Consider the following 18,282-nt stretch of genomic DNA (forward strand, 5'->3'; position numbering starts at 1 on the left):
AGTTGTGACTAATTTTTTAACACATAGAGACATAGCTTTAAAAGCTTAAAAAGAGGGGTTTCACTTATTGATAAATCATATAGAAATCTATGTGAAGAAATGTATTTCTTTTTTGTATTCTTCATTAATGTTAAAGAAAATCTATGTCTCTATGTGTTAAATAAAAACTAACCGGTTACTATTACCTTATAACTAATGCTAAAGAAAACTTTTTTTTGTGTAGATGCACATACCTGCGGGAATCCTGTAAGAGTGGTTGCCGGTGGAGGACCAAATTTAGTGGGACAATCCATGAGCGAAAAACGCCAACATTTCTTAAAAGAATTTGACTGGATTCGCAAAGGACTTATGTTTGAACCCCGAGGCCATGACATGATGAGCGGTAGTATTTTATACCCGCCAAGTGATCCCGCCAATGATTTCGGAATCCTGTTTATAGAAACATCAGGTTGTTTGCCTATGTGCGGTCATGGAACTATCGGAACCATCACCATTGCAATCGAAGAAGGTTTGGTGATCCCAAAAGTGCCCGGTAAAATCAGAATGGAAGCACCGGCCGGTTTAGTACAAATCGAATACCAGCAAACAGGAGCTAAAGTAGACTGGGTACGTCTAACCAACGTCAAATCGTATCTTGCTGCTGAGGGATTAACCATTAATTGTCCTGAACTAGGTGAACTTGTTTTTGATGTGGCTTATGGTGGAAATTATTATGCAATTGTAGACCCACAGGAGAATTTTTCGGGTGTTCAGGATTTCACCGCAAGTAAAATTATTCAGTACAGTCAGGAATTGCGCAATAGGATAAACGAAGAATACCCGCATTATTTTATTCATCCCGAAAACAATACTATTAGAGACGTAACCCATATGTTATGGACGGGACAGCCAATTGATTCCAGTTCGTCAGGAAGGAATGCTGTTTTTTATGGAGATAAAGCCATAGATCGCTCTCCTTGTGGTACCGGAACTTCAGCGAGAATGGCGCAATTGCATGCAAAAGGAAAACTAAAAGTTGGCGAAGAGTTCATTCACGAAAGTTATATCGGAAGCAAATTTATTGGAAAAGTAGTTGAAGAAACAGCTATTGGAGACATTCTTGCGATTGTTCCAAGTATTCAGGGCTGGGCAAAAGTATACGGTTATAACAATATCATTATTGATGAAAGCGACGATCCTTACGCATTCGGATTTCAAGTGATTTAAGAATAAGATAAAATAAAGTAGCATTGGTAAAAGAATGAATTTGGTCAATGCACTTTTAATTAATTATAAAATGTATGAAAAAAGTAGGTATTGTTGGTGGTGGAATTATCGGTCTGTGTTCCGCTTATTATCTTGCTAAAGAAGGTTACGAAGTAGCTGTTTTTGATGAATCAGCGATGGAAGACGGTTGCTCGTACGGAAACGCGGGAATGATTGTGCCTTCTCATATCATCCCTCTGGCGCAACCCGGTATGATCGCACAGGGTATGAAATGGATGTTTGACAGTCAGAGTCCATTTTATGTAAAACCACGTTTAAATACCGATTTATTGAAATGGGGTTTACAGTTTTATAAACACGCGAATAAAAGTCATGTAGAAAGAGCCATGCCGGCTTTACGAGATCTGTCTCTGTTAAGTAAAGAGTTGTATCAGGATTTCGCAAAAGAAAACAATTCTTTTTTTTACGAAGAAAAAGGACTTTTGATGCTTTATAGAACTGATAAAGTAGAAGAAGAAATGTATCACGAAGGCAAAGAAGCAGAGCGTTTGGGGTTGGAGGTGAATTACCTTTCGAGAAGAGAGGTAGAAGCTTTAGAAACCGGAACCAAAACAGATGTAATTGGTGGCGTTCATTACAAAAGTGATGCACATTTGTATCCGCAGAAATTCATGAAGTTTATTAAAGAGGAATTAGTTCGTTTAAAAGTAGAAGTACACCAACATACGACCGTTAAAGATTTTGTTTTTGAAGGAAATAAGATCGCTAAAATAGGAACAAGCAAAGGTACTTTCGCAGTAGATGAAGTGGTATTGGCGGCAGGATCGTGGAGTCCTTCGTTGGCTAAAAAACTAAATATCGGGATCTCAATTTTACCCGGAAAAGGATATAGTTTTACATTGAAAGACAAAAGTCAAAAACCAAGTATTCCGTCGATTTTATGTGAAGGAAAAGTGGCTGTGACCCCTATGAATAACGATATTCGTTTTGGTGGAACTATGGAAATTACACATACAGGAGATACTAAAATAAATGAAAACCGATTACGTGGAATTGTAACTAGTATCAACGATTTTTATCCCGACATGCAGATCGAAATGCCAAAAGCAGAAGAGACCTGGTTTGGATTTCGTCCTTGCACACCATCCGGAATGCCGATCATTACAAAAGATAAAAAAATTGTAAATTTGACACTAGCTACCGGACATGCCATGATGGGATTAAGTCTGGCACCGGCAACCGGAAAAATTGTAACCGAAATTATAGCCGGTAAAACGACTTCGGTAGATACTAAGATGTTTCAAATTTAAAATATGAGATACGACTCAATTCCAGTTTCCTTATTCGAAAAGAATCGAAAAAGGTTTGCTGATAAAATGCAAAAGAATAGTTTGGCTATTCTGACTTCAAATGACGTGATGCCCAACAATGCAGACGATGTAATGGGTTTTGCACAAAACAATGATTTGTTTTACTTGTCCGGAATAGAACAGGATGAAACAGTATTAGTACTTTTTTCCGATGCTTTCAAAGAAGAGAATCGGGCTGTTTTGTTTGTGAAAGAAAGCAACGAAAACACCGTGCTTTGGGATGGTAATTTTTTAACAAAAGCAGAGGCCACCACTATTTCAGGCATCAAAAATGTAAAATGGATTGCAGAATTTGAAAAAACCTTGCAACTTTTTGCTTTTGAAGCTGATACCTTTTATTTAGGACACAACGAGCATATCAAAAGAATTACTGCAGGGATGCAAACCAGACAAGATCGAATGATTCAATGGTGCAAAGAAAAATATCCATTGCATCATTACGAACGTGCTGCAAAAATCACCCGTGATTTGCGACCAATAAAATCCGATGAAGAAATTGATTTGATTAAAAAAGCAATTGCCATAAGTGTCAAAGGATTTCATGGAATTTTAAATGCCATTCAACCTAATATAAAAGAATACGAATTAGAAGCGGAATTGGCCTACGCCTCTGTAAAAAACGGAGGAACACGACCGGCATTTAAACCTATTGTTGCTTCCGGTAAAAATGCCTGTTCGCTTCATTACAATACAAACGATGAGGTTTGTGGTGAAGGCGAAATGGTTTTGATTGATTTTGGAGTTTGTTATGCCAATTACAATTCAGATACCACACGCTGTGTTCCCGTAAATGGGGTTTTTAGTCCAAGGCAAAAAGCAGTTTATGAAGCGGTTTTACATTGTTTGAAAGAAGGATCTAAACTTTTGAAACCCGGAATATTGTCTAAGTATTATGAGCTCGAAATGGCAAAATTAATCGAGGCAGAATTGCTTAAACTGGGTTTGATAACACAGGATGAAATTGCAAATCAGAATCCGGACAACCCCGCTTATAAAAAATATTTCATGCACGGTACTGCACACCACCTTGGTTTAGATGTGCATGATGTAGGCTTGTACTCCAGACCTTTTGAAAAAGGAATGGTACTGACTTGTGAACCCGGAATTTACATACCGGAAGAAGGAATTGGCTGTCGTTTAGAGAATGACTATCTGTTAACTGAAAACGGAAATATTAATTTGAGTGAAGCATTGCCAATTGAAATCGCAGACATCGAAGGTTTAATAAAAAATAATAAACAATAATATGAAAAAGTACTTGATTCTTGTATTCTTTATCTGCACATCTGCTTTTGCTCAGAGCGATATTGATATAAATGATCTGAATTGGTTGCCCGATTCCCATTCGTTTTGGGTAAACGAAAACAATAATCTGAAAATTTATGATGTTGATCAATTAGACAAACACACGACTATCTTAACTCAGAAACAGTTGTCTGAATCGGGTTTTAGCGGAGAAATTGAAGGTATAGTGTGGAATGCTGCAAAAACGAAAGTATTGCTGTATACCAATTCAAAAAAGGTATGGAGAGCCAATACAAGAGGTGATTATTGGTTTTTTGATCTGGCCACAGGAAAAGGAAGAAAGCTAGGTAAAAATCTGGAGGAGTCGTCTTTGATGTTTGCTAAATTTTCACCTGATAATGAAAATGTAGCCTACGTTTCAAAACACAATATTTATCTTGAAAATCTACAAACCGAAAAAGTAACGTCACTAACAACCGACGGAACAGATAAAATTATCAACGGAACATTTGATTGGGTGTATGAAGAAGAATTATCGGCAAGAGACGGATTCAGATGGAGCCCTGATGGCAAAAGTATTGCTTTTTGGCGCGTGGATGCATCGGCGACCAAATTTCATTTGATGATTAATAATACCGATTCGTTGTATCCGGTGGTAGTTCCTGTAGAATACCCAAAAGCAGGAGAGCGACCTTCTTCTGTTAAAATCGGAACTATTGATATTACCTCCTTACAAACCAATTGGTTAAATATTCCCGGTGAACCGGATAATAATTATTTGGCTCGTATGCAATGGCTTACCAACCAATCGGTAATGGTAGTGCAATTAAACCGCAATCAAAATCAGGCTACTATTTACAACTGTGATACAAAATCAGGTACAGCAAAGGTGGTTTACCAAGAAGAAGCAGCAGGATGGATTGATGTTTTTGATGTTTCTTCGGGTGTATACGATGGTTTTCCTTGTCATTTTGTTGATAATGGGAAAGCCTTTTTATGGAGTTCTGACGCAGACGGCTGGATGCATATCTATAAAATTAGTATGGATGGCAAGAAAAAAGAGCTTATCACAACAGCTAATTTTGATGCCTATTTTATGGCATATAATGATAAAACAAAAACGATCTATTATGAGTCAAGTCCGAAAGATGCCACGCAGCGTTATTTGTATGAAACGAATCTAAATTCAAAAAAGACAAAAAGAGTTACTCCGGATGCGTTTGACGGAACAAATAAGTACCGTTTCTCTACAGATGCGATGTATGCAAGACATCTCAATTCAAGCATAAACCGAGACTATAATATACGATTAGTAGCCTTGTCGGGACATAAAAAAATACTGCCAAAAGAAGCCGACACTTTTCAAGCTCCAAGAAGGAACTATTCGTTAGAAAAATTCAAAGTAACCACCGTTGATGGAATAGAAATGGATGGTATAATGGCAAAACCTCTGGATTTTGATCCTTCAAAAAAATACCCTGTGTTTTTCTATGTTTATGGAGAGCCAATGGGAGCGGTTGCCAACGACACGCCGTATTTTTATTCGCTTATAGCACCATTAATTCCAAAAGGATATATCGGTATAGCAATGGACAATAGAGGAACACCTGTAATGAAAGGAACCCAATGGAGGAAATCTATTTATAAAAACATCGGAATCATCAATACCCACGATCAGGCAATGGCAGCAAAAGAAGTTATAAAGTGGAATTTTATTGATGCCGACAGAGTAGCGATTCACGGTTGGAGTGGTGGTGGTGCTGTAACCTTAAATCTGATGTTTCAATATCCGGAAATTTACAAAACGGGTATTGCAATTTCGGCAGTTGTAGATCAGCGCTTTTATGATAATATTTACACAGAGCGCTACATGGGACTTCCTGAGGGTAATGAAGCAACCTATAAAAAAGCATCTCCTGTAACGTACGCTAAGAACCTAAAAGGAAATTTATTGTACATTCACGGAACAGGTGATGACAATGTGCATTACAAAAATGCTGAGGTTCTAATAAACGAATTGATCAAATACGATAAAATGTTTGATTTAATGATTTACCCAAACCGTTCGCATGACATCGATGAAGGAGAAGGAACTACTAAACACTTAATGGATACTTTTGTGAGGTATATAGAAAAAAACTGCCCTCCCGGAGCAAAGTAAGCTAAGATAGAATTAAAAAAGGCCCTCTTATAATTGGTAAGAGGGTCTTTTTTTTTTACCTGAACGTGTTAAGGTTTCATGTTTCAGGTTTCATGTTTCAGGTTTCTGATCTGGATGTGAGGGGGCAATGAGTAGGATCAAGTCCAGAAGTTGTGTAGCGGTAAATTTTGCCACGAATTGCACTAATTTCCACTAATTGTTTTTTTGCCAATTGCGTGAATTAATTTGTGGAAATTTGTGTAATTCGTGTTTGTTTTTTTTGCCTGAACGTGTTAAATGTTTCAAGTTTCATGTTTCAAGTTTCAGGTTTTCTTTGGGGGTAATTACGAGAAGTGCAATGATGACCAATTGATGGTCTCGCAAAGACGCCAAGCCGCTAAGTTTTTTCTACTTTATCATTAAGACTTTGCGATTTTGCGTCTTTGCGAGATTTTAAAACATTGAAACCAAAAAAGTCTCAGTCATAGTTTAAACCTGAAACCTGAAACCTGAAACATGAAACATGAAACATGAAACATGAAACATGAAACATGAAACCTGAAACAAAAGACCCCCCAAAAACACTCCCCCAAATAAAAAACCGCAACTCTTTATCGGAATTGCGGTTTCTAGGTATAAAAAATGGTTGGTTAATAGCGATATTTTTTTTTTACAATGATATATCTTTAATTTGAAACTAAAAAACACCCCTGTAACAAAATCAGGTTTTGATGTTAACTATTTAACATTACAGGCATTACCAACATGGTAACAGTTTCTCCTTCTTCTAAACCATCAACAGGAGTTAGAATACCGGCTCTGTTTGGTAATGACATCTCCAACATAATCATATCAGATTGTAAGTTGGTTAACATTTCTGTTAAGAAACGAGAGTTAAAACCAATTTGTAAGTCATCACCTTGATAATCACAAGTTAATCTCTCTTCTGCTTTGTTTGAGTAATCAATATCCTCGGCAGAAACATTCAATTCAGCTCCTGCGATTTTTAAACGAATTTGGTGTGTAGTTTTGTTAGAGAAAATAGCCACACGACGAACAGAACTTAAAAATAAAGAACGATCGATCATCAATTTGTTTGGATTTTCTTTTGGAATTACCGCTTCGTAATTAGGGTATTTTCCATCAATTAAACGACACATTAAGATATAGTTGTCAAATGAGAAAGTCGCATTTGAATCGTTGTATTCAATTTTTACTTCTGCATCAGAAGAACCTAAGATACTCTTTAAGATGTTTAAAGGTTTCTTTGGCATAATAAAATCAGCCACCTGAGACGCTTTTACATCTGTACGGGCATATTTTACTAATTTGTGCGCATCAGTAGCGACAAAGATTAAACCTTCCGGTGAGAATTGAAAGAAAACCCCCGACATTACCGGACGTAAATCATCATTACCGGCTGCAAAAATAGTTTTACTTACCGCAGTTGCCAAAACTTCTGCAGGTACTAAAGTTACGGATGGTTCTTCCAGACTTACCGCTTTTGGAAATTCGTCTCCCGAAGCGTATGCTAAAGCATACTTTCCTGAATTTGAACTAATTTCTACTGTATTGTTATCTTCAACAGTAAAAGTTAAAGGTTGTTCCGGAAACGTTTTTAAAATTTCAAGCAAAAGCTTAGCAGGCACAGCCACACTACCTTTACTTGTAGAATCGATAGATAAAGTAGCCGACATTGTAGTTTCAAGATCCGAAGCTGAAACGGTCAATTCGTTATTGTCTAGTTCAAATAAAAAGTTGTCTAAAATAGGCAACGTATTGTTACTGTTGATTACACTACCTAAAACTTGTAATTGTTTTAATAAGTACGAACTCGATACTATAAATTTCATCTGTTATATTTTATTTTTTGAGGTGTATTTTAGCTAATAAAGGCTAAATATACGGATTACAAATATATCGTAAACTATCTAAAGTAGTACAATTTTTTTATTAACATCTATTTGCTGTATTTTCTTTTACGGATGTAAGTAAATGCAAGTCCGAAAATCAATAAAATAAGAATTGGAAGCCCGATAGTTATGAATTGTGCACGACTGTAATTGTCGCTAACTTTATCTTTATCGAGTAAAGGCAGATCAAGATCTTTACTTCTAATGTTAATAAGTCCGGTGTCATCCAACAAATAATTGATGCAATTCATCATAAAATCTTTGTTGTCGTAAAGTTTTCCCGTGCGCTGATCGTATCCCAATTCTACAGGCATCCTGTTTTTATCTAATTGATTTTTGGCTAAATCTCCATCAGAAATCACAATCATTTTAGTTGGTTTTCCTTTGGCTAAAAAAGAACCTTCTTTAAAGGGTAAAACACGGTTTTCAAATGCCGAATGGAACGAGCCTTCCAATAAAACAGAAAGTGGTAAATCACCTTTATCAACATATTCCTGAGGAGTCGTTTTTTCGTTTACAATATCCAAATTAATCTCAGCCGGAGTCCCAATTATTTTTGAATATTGAGAAGATTGTAATAAAACCGTTTTTTTGATTCCGTTTTTCAAAGTATCAATCGGACTGGCAAAATCAAATTTAATACCGCCTAAGTTTTTTACGATCGGATGGGAACTTGTCGGATAAACTTCTGGCGCATATTTCCATTTAAATTCCTGATATTGGGTCGCACTTCCTTGTTCACCCGTAGCTAATTTTATCGGAGTCCCGTATTCGTCCTTTACTAAATCAGGGTTGATTCTAAATCCGTATTTGAAGAACATATCGTTTAGATTTAAATCTCTCGGATACGCCAGAGTAGCACCCGACTGATTGTACAGACTGTCCATGTCTGCTGCAACCTGATCGATCAACCAAAGTGTTTTTCCACCATTCATAATAAATTGATCCAAAACCTGCTTCTCTTCATCAGAAAAAGTTTCGGTTGGCTTCGATATAATGGCTAAATCGTATTTTTTTAAGGCTTCTAAAGTCCCTGTTGGACTTTTAGACACAGAATCTAATGTAAAAGGACCGATATAATAACTCTCACGGATCTGCATGAGCATTTTCGCAATATGAATTTCATTGATCTCGCCATTTCCTTTAATAATAGCGACTTTCTTTTGTTTGTCTTTGGTAATTTTATTGATAGCATCCGCAATCGAATATTCTAAATGTTGAATAGATCCCATCACTTTTTGCTCCGTTGAAGCACCCATTCTGTTTTTCAACAAAGGAATATTGACTTCTTTATTGTTGTAAACCGCAACTGCCCACGGAAAAACCATTGCTTGAGATTGTTTTCCTTTGTCGTCAACGGTGATGTTTATTGGCGTAAGACCTTTTTGATAAAGAGATTTTATCAGATCCATGCTTTCGTCTTTGTTTTCCAACGGATCCACAAATTCAAAAACAATATGGTTGTTATAAGCTTGAAATTCTTCTAATAATTGTTTGGTTTCTTGCTGTAAGCGTCTGAAATCTGCAGGAAGATCACCCTGCATATAAATTTTAATCGATAGCGGATTCTGAACCTGTTTTACAATGTTTAAGGAAGTTTCAGATAGCGTATATCGTTTGTCTTTGGTTAAATCAAATCGGTGGAAATATAAGTTACCAAGTACATTTAAAACAATTAAAATGAAAACAGTAATCCCTAATGTTTTGATATTTTGTTGAGTGAATGCTTTCATTAGGCTTTCAATGATTTTAATTTATAAACGGTAAAAGACAGAAATAGAACCGTAACGCTCAGAAAATAAATAACGTCACGTGTATCGATTACGCCACGGCTCATACTTTTAAAATGATCCTGCATACCCAATGCTGAAATAATAGGAAAAGAACCCGGAATCAATGTTGCTAAACCTTGAAAACCAAAGTAAAAGATAAAACACAGAAAAACCGAAATAATAAAAGCGACAATCTGATTTTCGGACAAGGTAGAGGTGAAGATTCCGATTGCGGAATAAGAAGCGATTAAAAACAACAATCCGAAGTAAGAACCAATCGTGCTTCCCATATCGATATTTCCTTCTGGAGCACCCAAAGATGAAATGACTTCAACGTAAATAAAGGTGGGAATTATAGCCAAAATGATTAGGAGTAGGGAACCTAAAAACTTTCCGTTTACAATTTCCCAAATCGATAAAGGTTTGGTTAAAAGCAATTCTAAAGTGCCTTGTTTTTTCTCATCCGAAAAACTTCGCATGGTAACCGCCGGAATCAGGAAAATCAAAATCCACGGTGCTAAAGTAAAAAACGGAGTCAGATCGGCATAACCGGTATTGAGAATATTGTAATCTCCTTCAAAAACCCATAAAAAGAGCCCATTGCTAATTAAGAAAATAGCAATGACCAAATAGCCAATAGGAGAACCAAAAAAGGATTTTATTTCTCGTAAAATGATTGATTTCATATATAACGTTGTATTCGTGTTTTTTTTAAATTTTGTTTGAAGTTTGAAGTTTCAGGTTTCAGGTTTCACGTTCTGTGCGTCAACTTGAAACCTGAAACCTGAAACTTGAAACTTGAAACTTCAAACCTGAAACTTGAAACTTCAAACTAGTCCAGACTCACCAGCTTATCCACACTCCAGGCTTCGGGTTTTGCGTTGAATAGTTTTTTTGTGAAACTCCAAACGGAGTCAAAAAGCGCTGATTGTCGGTAATTTTCTAAGTCTTCTTCGGTTTCCCAATAACTGTAGGTGAAAAAGATGCATTTATCGTTTTTATCCTGATACAATTCTAAAAAACGATTTCCGGGCGCATTTCGTATTTTGTCTTTTATGCTTTCAAAATTTTCCAGAAAATCAGGGATCTTGTCTTCATGAAAACTCATTTTTACTATTCGAACAAACATCTTTTTTTATTATTTTAGATTTTAGAGTGCTGATTTTAGATTTTAAACCGGCAACGCGCGCGCAAAAATACCAAAATTGATTGTTCTTTTTTAGTAAAAAATTAATTATTCTAAAAGTATCATTTTGAATAGCCTCCTGCTTTAGCTCAATGTCATTAAGTTAAGGAAATTTTTCACGCAGATTCTGCAGATTGTGCAGATTTTTTTTCTGCTAAAGTCAACAATCTAAAATCTACAATCTAAAGTCTAAAATCTAAAGTCTAAAATCTTAAATAAACTTTATCGTGATCACATCTCTGTAGTTCAATCCTAAAAGACTATTTGCAGAGCCTACTTTGGAAGGATTGCTTCTGAAAATTGCGATTTCCAGATAACCGGCTTCATTAAAAATGGCCAGTTTTTCGCCCTCATACGTTTTAATGGGGTATTTGTCTGAGCTTGCTATGGCTGAATAGTTTGGCAGAATGGTTTTGATGCTTTTAGGTTTCATCACGATCTCATACGAGCGACCTTTTGCCACCTCTTTAAATTGCTGTTTAGAGATATTGGTTACCACGTTACCGAAATGATCAATATAAATGACATATCCTTTTATAGAATTACCGTCGTTTGCTACTACAGCCTGAAGTTCTGTAACTTCTTTAACGGCTGCTATTTCTTTACCAATTACATTCAGTAAACCTCCTTTTGCAATATGGCAGGCAACTTTTATGAAGATATCCATATCGGTAGACTCAGGCGGAAATCGGTCATGAATGTTGATAGCGACAATTTTTTGTGGCACAATTTTCTGCGTCAGCATGCTTAAGATCCCGTTATCAGCGCAAATGAAGTAATGATCGTTCCATTGCATGGCGATATGCACGTTCTCTTTATTGCGTTCAATATCGACACCAATTAAGTGTACCGTTCCTTTTGGAAAACTTAAATAAGAAGCACCAACAACGTAACTGGCTTCGGCGGTGTTGAAGGGATCAATGTCATGTGAAATATCAATAATTGTAGTCTCCGGAGCCTCAGATAATATTTTACCCTTTATCGAACCAACAAAGTGGTCTTTTAAGCCGTAATCGGTAGTGAGGGTAATTATTGACATCATTTTGTTTATAACTATTGGTAGTTTTTGAATCTAATTTTCATTAAATTTGAGAAATGCAAAGCTAAGAATACTTAGATACAAATTGAAAGAAAGAAAAGACAATTTACAATTTTTAAAGTAAGTAAGCGTTACGATCGTCTCAGTCAATTAGTTTCAGTTTTGAGTCTGTAGAAAAAAAGTACATTAGGAGTAAACAGTAAATGATTCTTTGGAAGTATTTTTTTACACATTAAAAAGCGTAACTGTCATTGAAAGCCTGACTCGTAAAAAAAAAGAAACACCCGACAGCAACTGATATAAAAACAAATTTTATTTTAATTTAAAACTATCTCATTTGAACGAAAGAATAATCGAGCTAATAGACATTGCACCAAAAGAGTTTTGGGGCGCTCAGGACAGCCATCTGGAAATCATTAAAAAGTACTATCCAAAGCTTAAAATAGTAGCTAGAGGAACGACTTTGAAAGCATTTGGCGAAAAAGAAGTTTTAGATGAATTCGAAAAAAGATTTCAAAGATTAATGTTGCATTTTACCCGATACAACAACATTGATGACAACGTAATTGAACGTGTAATTATGAGTGATGGTCAGGATGAAAAAAGAGCCTACGATCATGATAAAATACTGGTTCATGGTGTGGGAGGTAAGATTATAAAAGCAATGACGCCTAACCAGCAATTACTGGTAGATACCATTAAAAAGAATGATATGGTATTTGCAGTAGGACCAGCCGGAACAGGAAAAACGTACACAGGTGTAGCTATGGCTGTAAAAGCACTTAAAGACAAGGAAGTAAAAAGGATCATTCTAACGCGACCGGCAGTAGAAGCAGGAGAAAATCTTGGTTTTTTACCCGGCGATATGAAAGAAAAACTGGATCCTTACATGCAACCGCTTTACGATGCATTACGTGATATGCTTCCGAACGAAAAGCTCGAGGATTATATTTTAAAAGGAATTATTCAGATTGCACCACTGGCATTTATGCGTGGGCGAACACTGGATAACGCCTTCGTAATTCTGGATGAAGCACAAAACACCACACACTCACAAATGAAAATGTTTCTGACCCGTATGGGAAAAAACGCTAAATTTATGATTACGGGTGATCCGGGACAAGTCGATTTGCCACGCCGAACTATTTCTGGTCTTAAAGAAGCCATTTTGGTTCTGAAAGACGTAGACGGAATCGGAATCATTTATCTTGACGATAAAGATATCGTACGCCACAGATTAGTCAAAAAGGTAATTGATGCTTATAAACAAATAGAAAATCACGATTAATTTTGTGAAATGTTTTTTGTGAAAGGTGAATTGTTTTCACGTTTTACAATTTTAGGGAATATTCGTTTTATACTGCTTCTTTTTTGAAATGTATAAAACGAATATTTTTTTTGATTAATTTTAAAAAAATGTATTGAAAGGTGTTTTTAGATTTGTCTTTGCGTCCTTTGCGAAACCCTTGCGTTCATTGCGGTTAAATTCACAGTATAGATAAGTAATTATTCGAACAGAAAAATAAATAAGCAATGAAAGAAGTTGATAATTTTTACGAAAGACAAGAAGAACCCCTGAGAGAAGTTTTATTAGCGTTAAAAGAAATTATCTTAAAGCAGGACGAAGACATTACAAATGTCCTTAAGTATGGCATGCCTTTTTTTTGTTATAAAGGAAAAATGTTCTGTTACCTGTGGATACACAAGAAAAACAAACAACCTTATATCGGAATTGTGGAAGGCAAACACTTCGATGAATCGTTTCTAATTCAGGAAAGCCGCTCCCGAATGAAAATAATGATGTTAAGTTCCAATGAAGATCTGCCCATTGATAGAATTGAAAAAATCGTGCAAAAAGCAATAAACTTATATAAGACAGGAATTGTAAAGATTAAAAACAAATGAAGTGATTTGTTTAATGAAATAGTTAAATAAATAATAAACTTGTTTGTTTTTAGGCTGTAGAGCCGTTTTAACTTTGTACTTCTGCGCTTAAAGCTGTAAATTTGCCTATCAAAATTATACGCGATTTTTACTATGAACTCAGAACTTAAGAATATAAAAGTTATCGTTACCGACTTAGACGGAACTTTACTCAACCCTCAGCATAAAATTTCAGATTACACTAAAAGCATTTTTCAGGAACTTCACAATCAAAACTATCTTATTGTGGTTGCCACAGGACGTCATCATCTCGATGCAATGGCCATTATCAGCACACTCGATGTTCCGGTTTATCTGGTAAGTTCAAATGGAGCCAGAATACATTCACCGGAAAAAGAAGAGCTTTTTGCCTTCGATTTAAATAGTGAAGTGGTAAAAGCGGCTTTAAATGTAGAAATTGATCCGGAAATCACAGTGGTGTTATTCAAAGAAAATGTTTGGCAGACCAACAAATTGAACGAGAAGTTAAACAGCTTTCAAACCGAATTGAAATACCTTCCAGAATTGGTAGATTTTAAAACACTTGAAGATTTTGGTGCGATAAAAATATTCTTTGCACATGACAATCACGAAAAATTAGTAGCCTTAAAAGAAGCCATTCTAGCAAACGGTTCAAGTGCGTTGCATCACGCCTTTAGTCTTCCAACCTGTCTGGAATTTATGGATAAATCGGTAGACAAAGCGGTTGCAATAGCCAGAGTTTTAGAAAAAGAAGGATTTACAATGCAAGAAGCGGTTTCGTTTGGAGATGGTTTTAACGATGTTCAAATGTTGTCTGCAACCGGAAAAGGGTTGATTATGGGCAATGCTCCGGTATTGTTAAAAGAAACGTTACCCAACTTAGAAATAATCAAAACCAACGCAGAAGACGGAGTAGCACACTATATTGCTTCAAGAATTTTAGATGAAAAACTTGCTGAATGTTAATCAGCTTTGAATAATTTTATCGATTGATTAACAGTGATGTAGAATTGTGTTTTGCAATGAAACGTTAATAAAGTTTGAGATTTTTACTATATTTAGTACATCTAAAATTGTATTAATTATGAAAAAATTTTTACGTCAGGTGGAAAGAAACTGTGTTTCCGGTGCTGTAGTTTTATTGCCACTGCTGGTATTTGGGGTTGTACTTCAGAAAGTATGGGGCTTTTTTCAGAAATATGGGGAGAAGTTTGCAAAACTTTTACATCTCGATGAAGTTTTCGGAACGATTGCAACCGATATTCTGGGTGGAGTAATTTTATTGGTATTACTTTATTTTAGCGGTTACATGATGCGATTGACTTATTTGAAAAAATTCACAGAATGGATTGATGATAAGTTAATGATCTTCCTTCCAGGCTATGAAAAAAATAAAAAAGAAGCGGAAGAAAAATTGAGTACAAAAGTAAAAAAGCCAAGTACTGATATTCCCGTTTTGCTTAAAAATGGAGATTATTGGCAGCCCGCCCGCCTTATAGAAGAAGACTCGTCCGGCAGTGCCGTTGTTTTTGTTCCGACCGCACCATTTAAAGATCAGGGACAAATTTTTGTAGTGGACAGTATTCACATAAAAAAAATGAACGAAACTACGCTGGGTAATTTAAATGCTTCCGTAAAATCATTAGGAAAAGGAATCCTGGATTTTAAATAAACTTTTTAGACTTAAAAACAATCCCTGATGCGCTTTCATCAGGGATTGTTTTTTTATAGAACTATTTAGGATCAAATCTCAAAGTAGCCGAGTAATAAAGTAATTCAGTTAATAACCTGAGTTCAACTATTAAGTTGCTAATTTTTAAGCATTGTGTTTTTCCTGCAAGGTCTTTTTTTGAACTTGTAGGTATTTTTACTAGGCAGAAAAAAGATGTCTCTTGATGTTTAGTTCCCTATTCTTGACTTTTTAAACCATATAAGTCATCTCAGTTCATATTAAATAGGTGTCTTTTCGTCTCTTGTGAAATCTTTGAAGACTTAAACGTTAGAATAAACTATACAAGTTTTAGACGTAATTCCATATTAGAAATTGGATTTTAGAAGCAAAGAGGAAAAAGTTTTTTTAATAGCCCACAAAGTGTATTTTTGCTCTACTAAAAAACAACTATCATGACCAAAAACATCTTTATCCTTGCCTTTTTAATTTTTTCAATAACGGGTACCAGCCAGAATTTAAAGTTAGAAGAAATTATGAAAGGAGACTCTTTCATTGGCAATCAGCCAACAAACGGAAGATGGTCGCTGGATGGAAAAAAAGTTTATTTTGAATGGAATCCGAAAAACGAATTAGGCACAAGCACGTACTCTTGGCAAAAGGGAGCTTCTAATCCGGTACTTGTAGAGCCGAAGGAAGCCGTTTTTTCTAAATTCGATTTTAAAAGAAAACCGACATCAGATATTGTTTTTTATACGAATAAAGGAGGTTTGTACTCGTACACTATTAGTACAAAAGCAACAAAAAAATTGTACCAGCAAAATACTCCGATTTCTAATCTTGCATTAGGAAGTCAGCTTGGAGTTGTGTTCTTTGAGCAAAACGAAAACATTTTTAAATACAATAGTAAAGAGGGCACGCTACTGCAAATCACTAATTTCAGTAAAGGCAATAAGAAAGAGAAAACACCCGAAAAAGATACTTTCTTGAAAGAACAACAGAAAGAATTATTTCAATTTATCAATGATAAAGAGGCAAAAAAACAATGGAACATGGCTAAAAGCAAAGCCGTAAAGTCAGATTTTGTCAAAGAGTATTTTTATGGAAAAGATAATTTGACAGACCTCAAAGCAAATCCAAATGGAAACTACGCTACTTTTAGTTTAGTAGAAAATGTTGAAATTAAAATGGAAAAAATGGAAGTTTTTATAACAGATGACGGTTATAATCAATCTCCTGATACCAAAGAAAAAGTATCGACGGCCAATTTGGTAAAAACACGTTTTGGTATTTACTCCGTTGCAAAAGATTCTGTTTATTTTGTTAATTTCTCAAAATTGAGCCATATTCAGGACGTTCCGAAATACTATGAGGCTTACGATAATTTAAAAAACAAAGAGAAAGAAGACAAACTAATTGTCGCGTTGGCACCTGTATATAACGAAGACGGTTCGTTTGCGATTACAGAAATTAGAAGTCAGGACAATAAAGACAGATGGATTGTAAGTCTGAATCTTGAAAACGGAACTTTTACCGAAATAGAACACCAGCACGATGAAGCGTGGATTGGCGGACCCGGAATTCCATCTTATGCTTTTGAAACCGGAAATCTAGGTTTTCTGGCAGACAATGAAACGGTTTATTTTCAATCGGAAGCTACCGGATACTCACACTTATACACGTACAACTTAAAATCGAATGTAAAAAAACAACTGACCAAAGGAAACTGGGAAGTTCGCGACTTGATTCTATCTAAAGACAAAAAGGCATTTTATTTAACAACGAATACAACACATCCGGGAAATAGAGATTTTTACAAGTTAAATGTTGCAGATGGAATTATGCAACCTATTTTAACAAAAGACGGAGCACACGAAGTAGTGGTATCTCCTGATGAATCGACACTTTTGGTACGTTACTCATTTAAAAATAAACCTTGGGATTTTTATATTGCCGAGAACAAAAAGAATACTGCTTTACAGCAAATTTCATCTTCAACTTCAGAAGAATTTAAAAAATACCAATGGAGAGAACCAGAGGTGATTACTTTCAAAGCACAAGACGGAACTCCGGTATATGCAAGATTGTATACGCCAAAAGCAGAGAACACCAATAAAGCAGCCGTAATTTTTGTACACGGTGCAGGGTATTTGCAAAACGCACACAACCATTGGAGTGCGTATTACAGAGAATATATGTTTCATAACTTGTTAACCGATTTGGGTTATACAGTTTTGGATATTGACTACAGAGGAAGTGACGGTTACGGAAGGGATTTTAGAACCGGAATCTATCGTTTTATGGGAGGTAAAGATTTAACCGATCATCTTGATGGCAAAAAATACTTAGTTGATAATTTGGGTATTGATGCTAACAGAGTTGGTATCTACGGAGGTTCTTACGGTGGATTCATAACTTTAATGGGAATGCTGACAACTCCGGGAGAATTTGTTTCGGGCGCTGCTTTGCGTTCGGTTACAGATTGGGCACACTACAATCACGGATATACGGGGAATATTTTAAACTTTCCTGAAACAGATCCTGAGGCATTCAAAAAAAGCTCTCCTATTTATTATGCTGGTAACCTGAAAGGAAATTTACTAATGTTACACGGTATGGTGGACGATAATGTAGAATACAAAGACATTGTACGTTTATCACAGCGTTTTATAGAATTAGAGAAAAAGAACTGGACACTTGCTTCTTTCCCGATAGAAGCGCATACTTTTAAAGAAACGTATTCCTTAATTGATGAATACAGCAGAATTTTGAATTTGTTTAATACGACTCTTTTGAAGAAATAGTTTTCAGTCTCGGTCTTTGTCTCAGTTTTCAGT

Annotated in this window: 14 protein-coding genes; 9 read left to right on the forward strand and 5 right to left on the reverse strand. The window is 35.7% G+C overall.

Annotated elements, in window-relative coordinates:
* The first annotated feature begins 195 nt into the window (after positions 1-195).
* The 4 genes from ACHRV5_RS21710 to ACHRV5_RS21725 all read left to right on the forward strand — a co-directional run bounded on the left by ACHRV5_RS21710 (position 196) and on the right by ACHRV5_RS21725 (position 5,982).
* Positions 196-1,206, forward strand: a complete 1,011-nt coding sequence (locus ACHRV5_RS21710) for a 4-hydroxyproline epimerase (RefSeq protein WP_395428182.1) — start codon at positions 196-198, stop codon at positions 1,204-1,206.
* A gap of 74 nt (positions 1,207-1,280) precedes the next feature.
* Positions 1,281-2,516, forward strand: a complete 1,236-nt coding sequence (locus ACHRV5_RS21715) for an NAD(P)/FAD-dependent oxidoreductase (protein ID WP_395428184.1) — start codon at positions 1,281-1,283, stop codon at positions 2,514-2,516.
* Positions 2,517-2,519: 3 nt separating this feature from the next.
* Positions 2,520-3,821 (forward strand): aminopeptidase P N-terminal domain-containing protein, encoded by a 1,302-nt coding sequence (locus ACHRV5_RS21720; RefSeq protein WP_395428186.1) that lies wholly within the window; start codon positions 2,520-2,522, stop codon positions 3,819-3,821.
* 1 nt (position 3,822) lies between these two features.
* The gene (locus tag ACHRV5_RS21725; protein WP_395428188.1) at positions 3,823-5,982 is read left to right on the forward strand and encodes a DPP IV N-terminal domain-containing protein; all 2,160 of its coding nucleotides are present in this window, start codon (positions 3,823-3,825) and stop codon (positions 5,980-5,982) included.
* A 713-nt stretch (positions 5,983-6,695) separates the two neighbouring features.
* Here ACHRV5_RS21725 and dnaN read toward each other — a convergent pair.
* The 5 genes from dnaN to ACHRV5_RS21750 all read right to left on the reverse strand — a co-directional run bounded on the left by dnaN (position 6,696) and on the right by ACHRV5_RS21750 (position 11,871).
* Positions 6,696-7,814, reverse strand: a complete 1,119-nt coding sequence (gene dnaN, locus ACHRV5_RS21730) for a DNA polymerase III subunit beta (RefSeq protein ID WP_047776545.1) — start codon at positions 7,812-7,814, stop codon at positions 6,696-6,698.
* A 107-nt stretch (positions 7,815-7,921) separates the two neighbouring features.
* The gene (gldG, locus tag ACHRV5_RS21735; protein WP_395428190.1) at positions 7,922-9,607 is read right to left on the reverse strand and encodes a gliding motility-associated ABC transporter substrate-binding protein GldG; all 1,686 of its coding nucleotides are present in this window, start codon (positions 9,605-9,607) and stop codon (positions 7,922-7,924) included.
* Positions 9,607-10,332: a gliding motility-associated ABC transporter permease subunit GldF gene (gldF, locus tag ACHRV5_RS21740; RefSeq protein WP_395428192.1), complete on the reverse strand. Its 726-nt coding sequence runs from the start codon at positions 10,330-10,332 to the stop codon at positions 9,607-9,609. The genes gldG and gldF overlap by 1 nt, the downstream gene beginning before the upstream one ends.
* A gap of 146 nt (positions 10,333-10,478) precedes the next feature.
* A complete protein-coding gene (locus ACHRV5_RS21745) occupies positions 10,479-10,775 on the reverse strand; it encodes a putative quinol monooxygenase (protein WP_230001827.1) in 297 nt (98 codons plus the stop codon).
* Between the two features lie 268 nt (positions 10,776-11,043).
* Positions 11,044-11,871: an S-adenosyl-l-methionine hydroxide adenosyltransferase family protein gene (locus ACHRV5_RS21750; RefSeq protein ID WP_047776551.1), complete on the reverse strand. Its 828-nt coding sequence runs from the start codon at positions 11,869-11,871 to the stop codon at positions 11,044-11,046.
* Between the two features lie 337 nt (positions 11,872-12,208).
* On the opposite strand from ACHRV5_RS21750, the gene ACHRV5_RS21755 reads away from it, so the two are divergent.
* The 5 genes from ACHRV5_RS21755 (at position 12,209) to ACHRV5_RS21775 (ending at position 18,249) form a co-directional block, all read left to right on the forward strand.
* The gene (locus ACHRV5_RS21755; RefSeq protein ID WP_047776553.1) at positions 12,209-13,159 is read left to right on the forward strand and encodes a PhoH family protein; all 951 of its coding nucleotides are present in this window, start codon (positions 12,209-12,211) and stop codon (positions 13,157-13,159) included.
* Positions 13,160-13,404: 245 nt separating this feature from the next.
* Positions 13,405-13,776 carry a DUF1801 domain-containing protein gene (locus ACHRV5_RS21760; RefSeq protein WP_395428195.1) on the forward strand — a complete coding sequence of 124 codons (372 nt, stop codon included), beginning with the start codon at positions 13,405-13,407 and terminating at the stop codon, positions 13,774-13,776.
* Positions 13,777-13,908: 132 nt separating this feature from the next.
* A complete protein-coding gene (locus tag ACHRV5_RS21765; RefSeq protein WP_395428197.1) occupies positions 13,909-14,742 on the forward strand; it encodes a Cof-type HAD-IIB family hydrolase in 834 nt (277 codons plus the stop codon).
* Positions 14,743-14,860: 118 nt separating this feature from the next.
* A complete protein-coding gene (locus tag ACHRV5_RS21770) occupies positions 14,861-15,448 on the forward strand; it encodes a hypothetical protein (RefSeq protein ID WP_230001831.1) in 588 nt (195 codons plus the stop codon).
* Between the two features lie 452 nt (positions 15,449-15,900).
* A complete protein-coding gene (locus tag ACHRV5_RS21775) occupies positions 15,901-18,249 on the forward strand; it encodes a prolyl oligopeptidase family serine peptidase (RefSeq protein WP_395428199.1) in 2,349 nt (782 codons plus the stop codon).
* Positions 18,250-18,282 lie beyond the last annotated feature (33 nt).

Source organism: Flavobacterium sp. FlaQc-52, assembly GCF_044007495.1.
GTDB classification, from domain to species: domain Bacteria; phylum Bacteroidota; class Bacteroidia; order Flavobacteriales; family Flavobacteriaceae; genus Flavobacterium; species Flavobacterium cupriresistens.

What these genes read in the sequence shown, in the direction of transcription:
- ACHRV5_RS21710 (WP_395428182.1), top strand. Translation starts at nt 196, where the DNA reads ATGCTAAAGAAAACTTTTTTTTGTGTAGATGCACATACCTGCGGGAAT.
- gldG (WP_395428190.1), bottom strand. Translation starts at nt 9,607, where the DNA reads ATGAAAGCATTCACTCAACAAAATATCAAAACATTAGGGATTACTGTT.
- ACHRV5_RS21775 (WP_395428199.1), top strand. Translation starts at nt 15,901, where the DNA reads ATGACCAAAAACATCTTTATCCTTGCCTTTTTAATTTTTTCAATAACG.
- ACHRV5_RS21720 (WP_395428186.1), top strand. Translation starts at nt 2,520, where the DNA reads ATGAGATACGACTCAATTCCAGTTTCCTTATTCGAAAAGAATCGAAAA.
- ACHRV5_RS21745 (WP_230001827.1), bottom strand. Translation starts at nt 10,775, where the DNA reads ATGTTTGTTCGAATAGTAAAAATGAGTTTTCATGAAGACAAGATCCCT.
- dnaN (WP_047776545.1), bottom strand. Translation starts at nt 7,814, where the DNA reads ATGAAATTTATAGTATCGAGTTCGTACTTATTAAAACAATTACAAGTT.
- ACHRV5_RS21715 (WP_395428184.1), top strand. Translation starts at nt 1,281, where the DNA reads ATGAAAAAAGTAGGTATTGTTGGTGGTGGAATTATCGGTCTGTGTTCC.
- ACHRV5_RS21750 (WP_047776551.1), bottom strand. Translation starts at nt 11,871, where the DNA reads ATGTCAATAATTACCCTCACTACCGATTACGGCTTAAAAGACCACTTT.
- ACHRV5_RS21725 (WP_395428188.1), top strand. Translation starts at nt 3,823, where the DNA reads ATGAAAAAGTACTTGATTCTTGTATTCTTTATCTGCACATCTGCTTTT.
- ACHRV5_RS21770 (WP_230001831.1), top strand. Translation starts at nt 14,861, where the DNA reads ATGAAAAAATTTTTACGTCAGGTGGAAAGAAACTGTGTTTCCGGTGCT.
- ACHRV5_RS21765 (WP_395428197.1), top strand. Translation starts at nt 13,909, where the DNA reads ATGAACTCAGAACTTAAGAATATAAAAGTTATCGTTACCGACTTAGAC.
- gldF (WP_395428192.1), bottom strand. Translation starts at nt 10,332, where the DNA reads ATGAAATCAATCATTTTACGAGAAATAAAATCCTTTTTTGGTTCTCCT.
- ACHRV5_RS21760 (WP_395428195.1), top strand. Translation starts at nt 13,405, where the DNA reads ATGAAAGAAGTTGATAATTTTTACGAAAGACAAGAAGAACCCCTGAGA.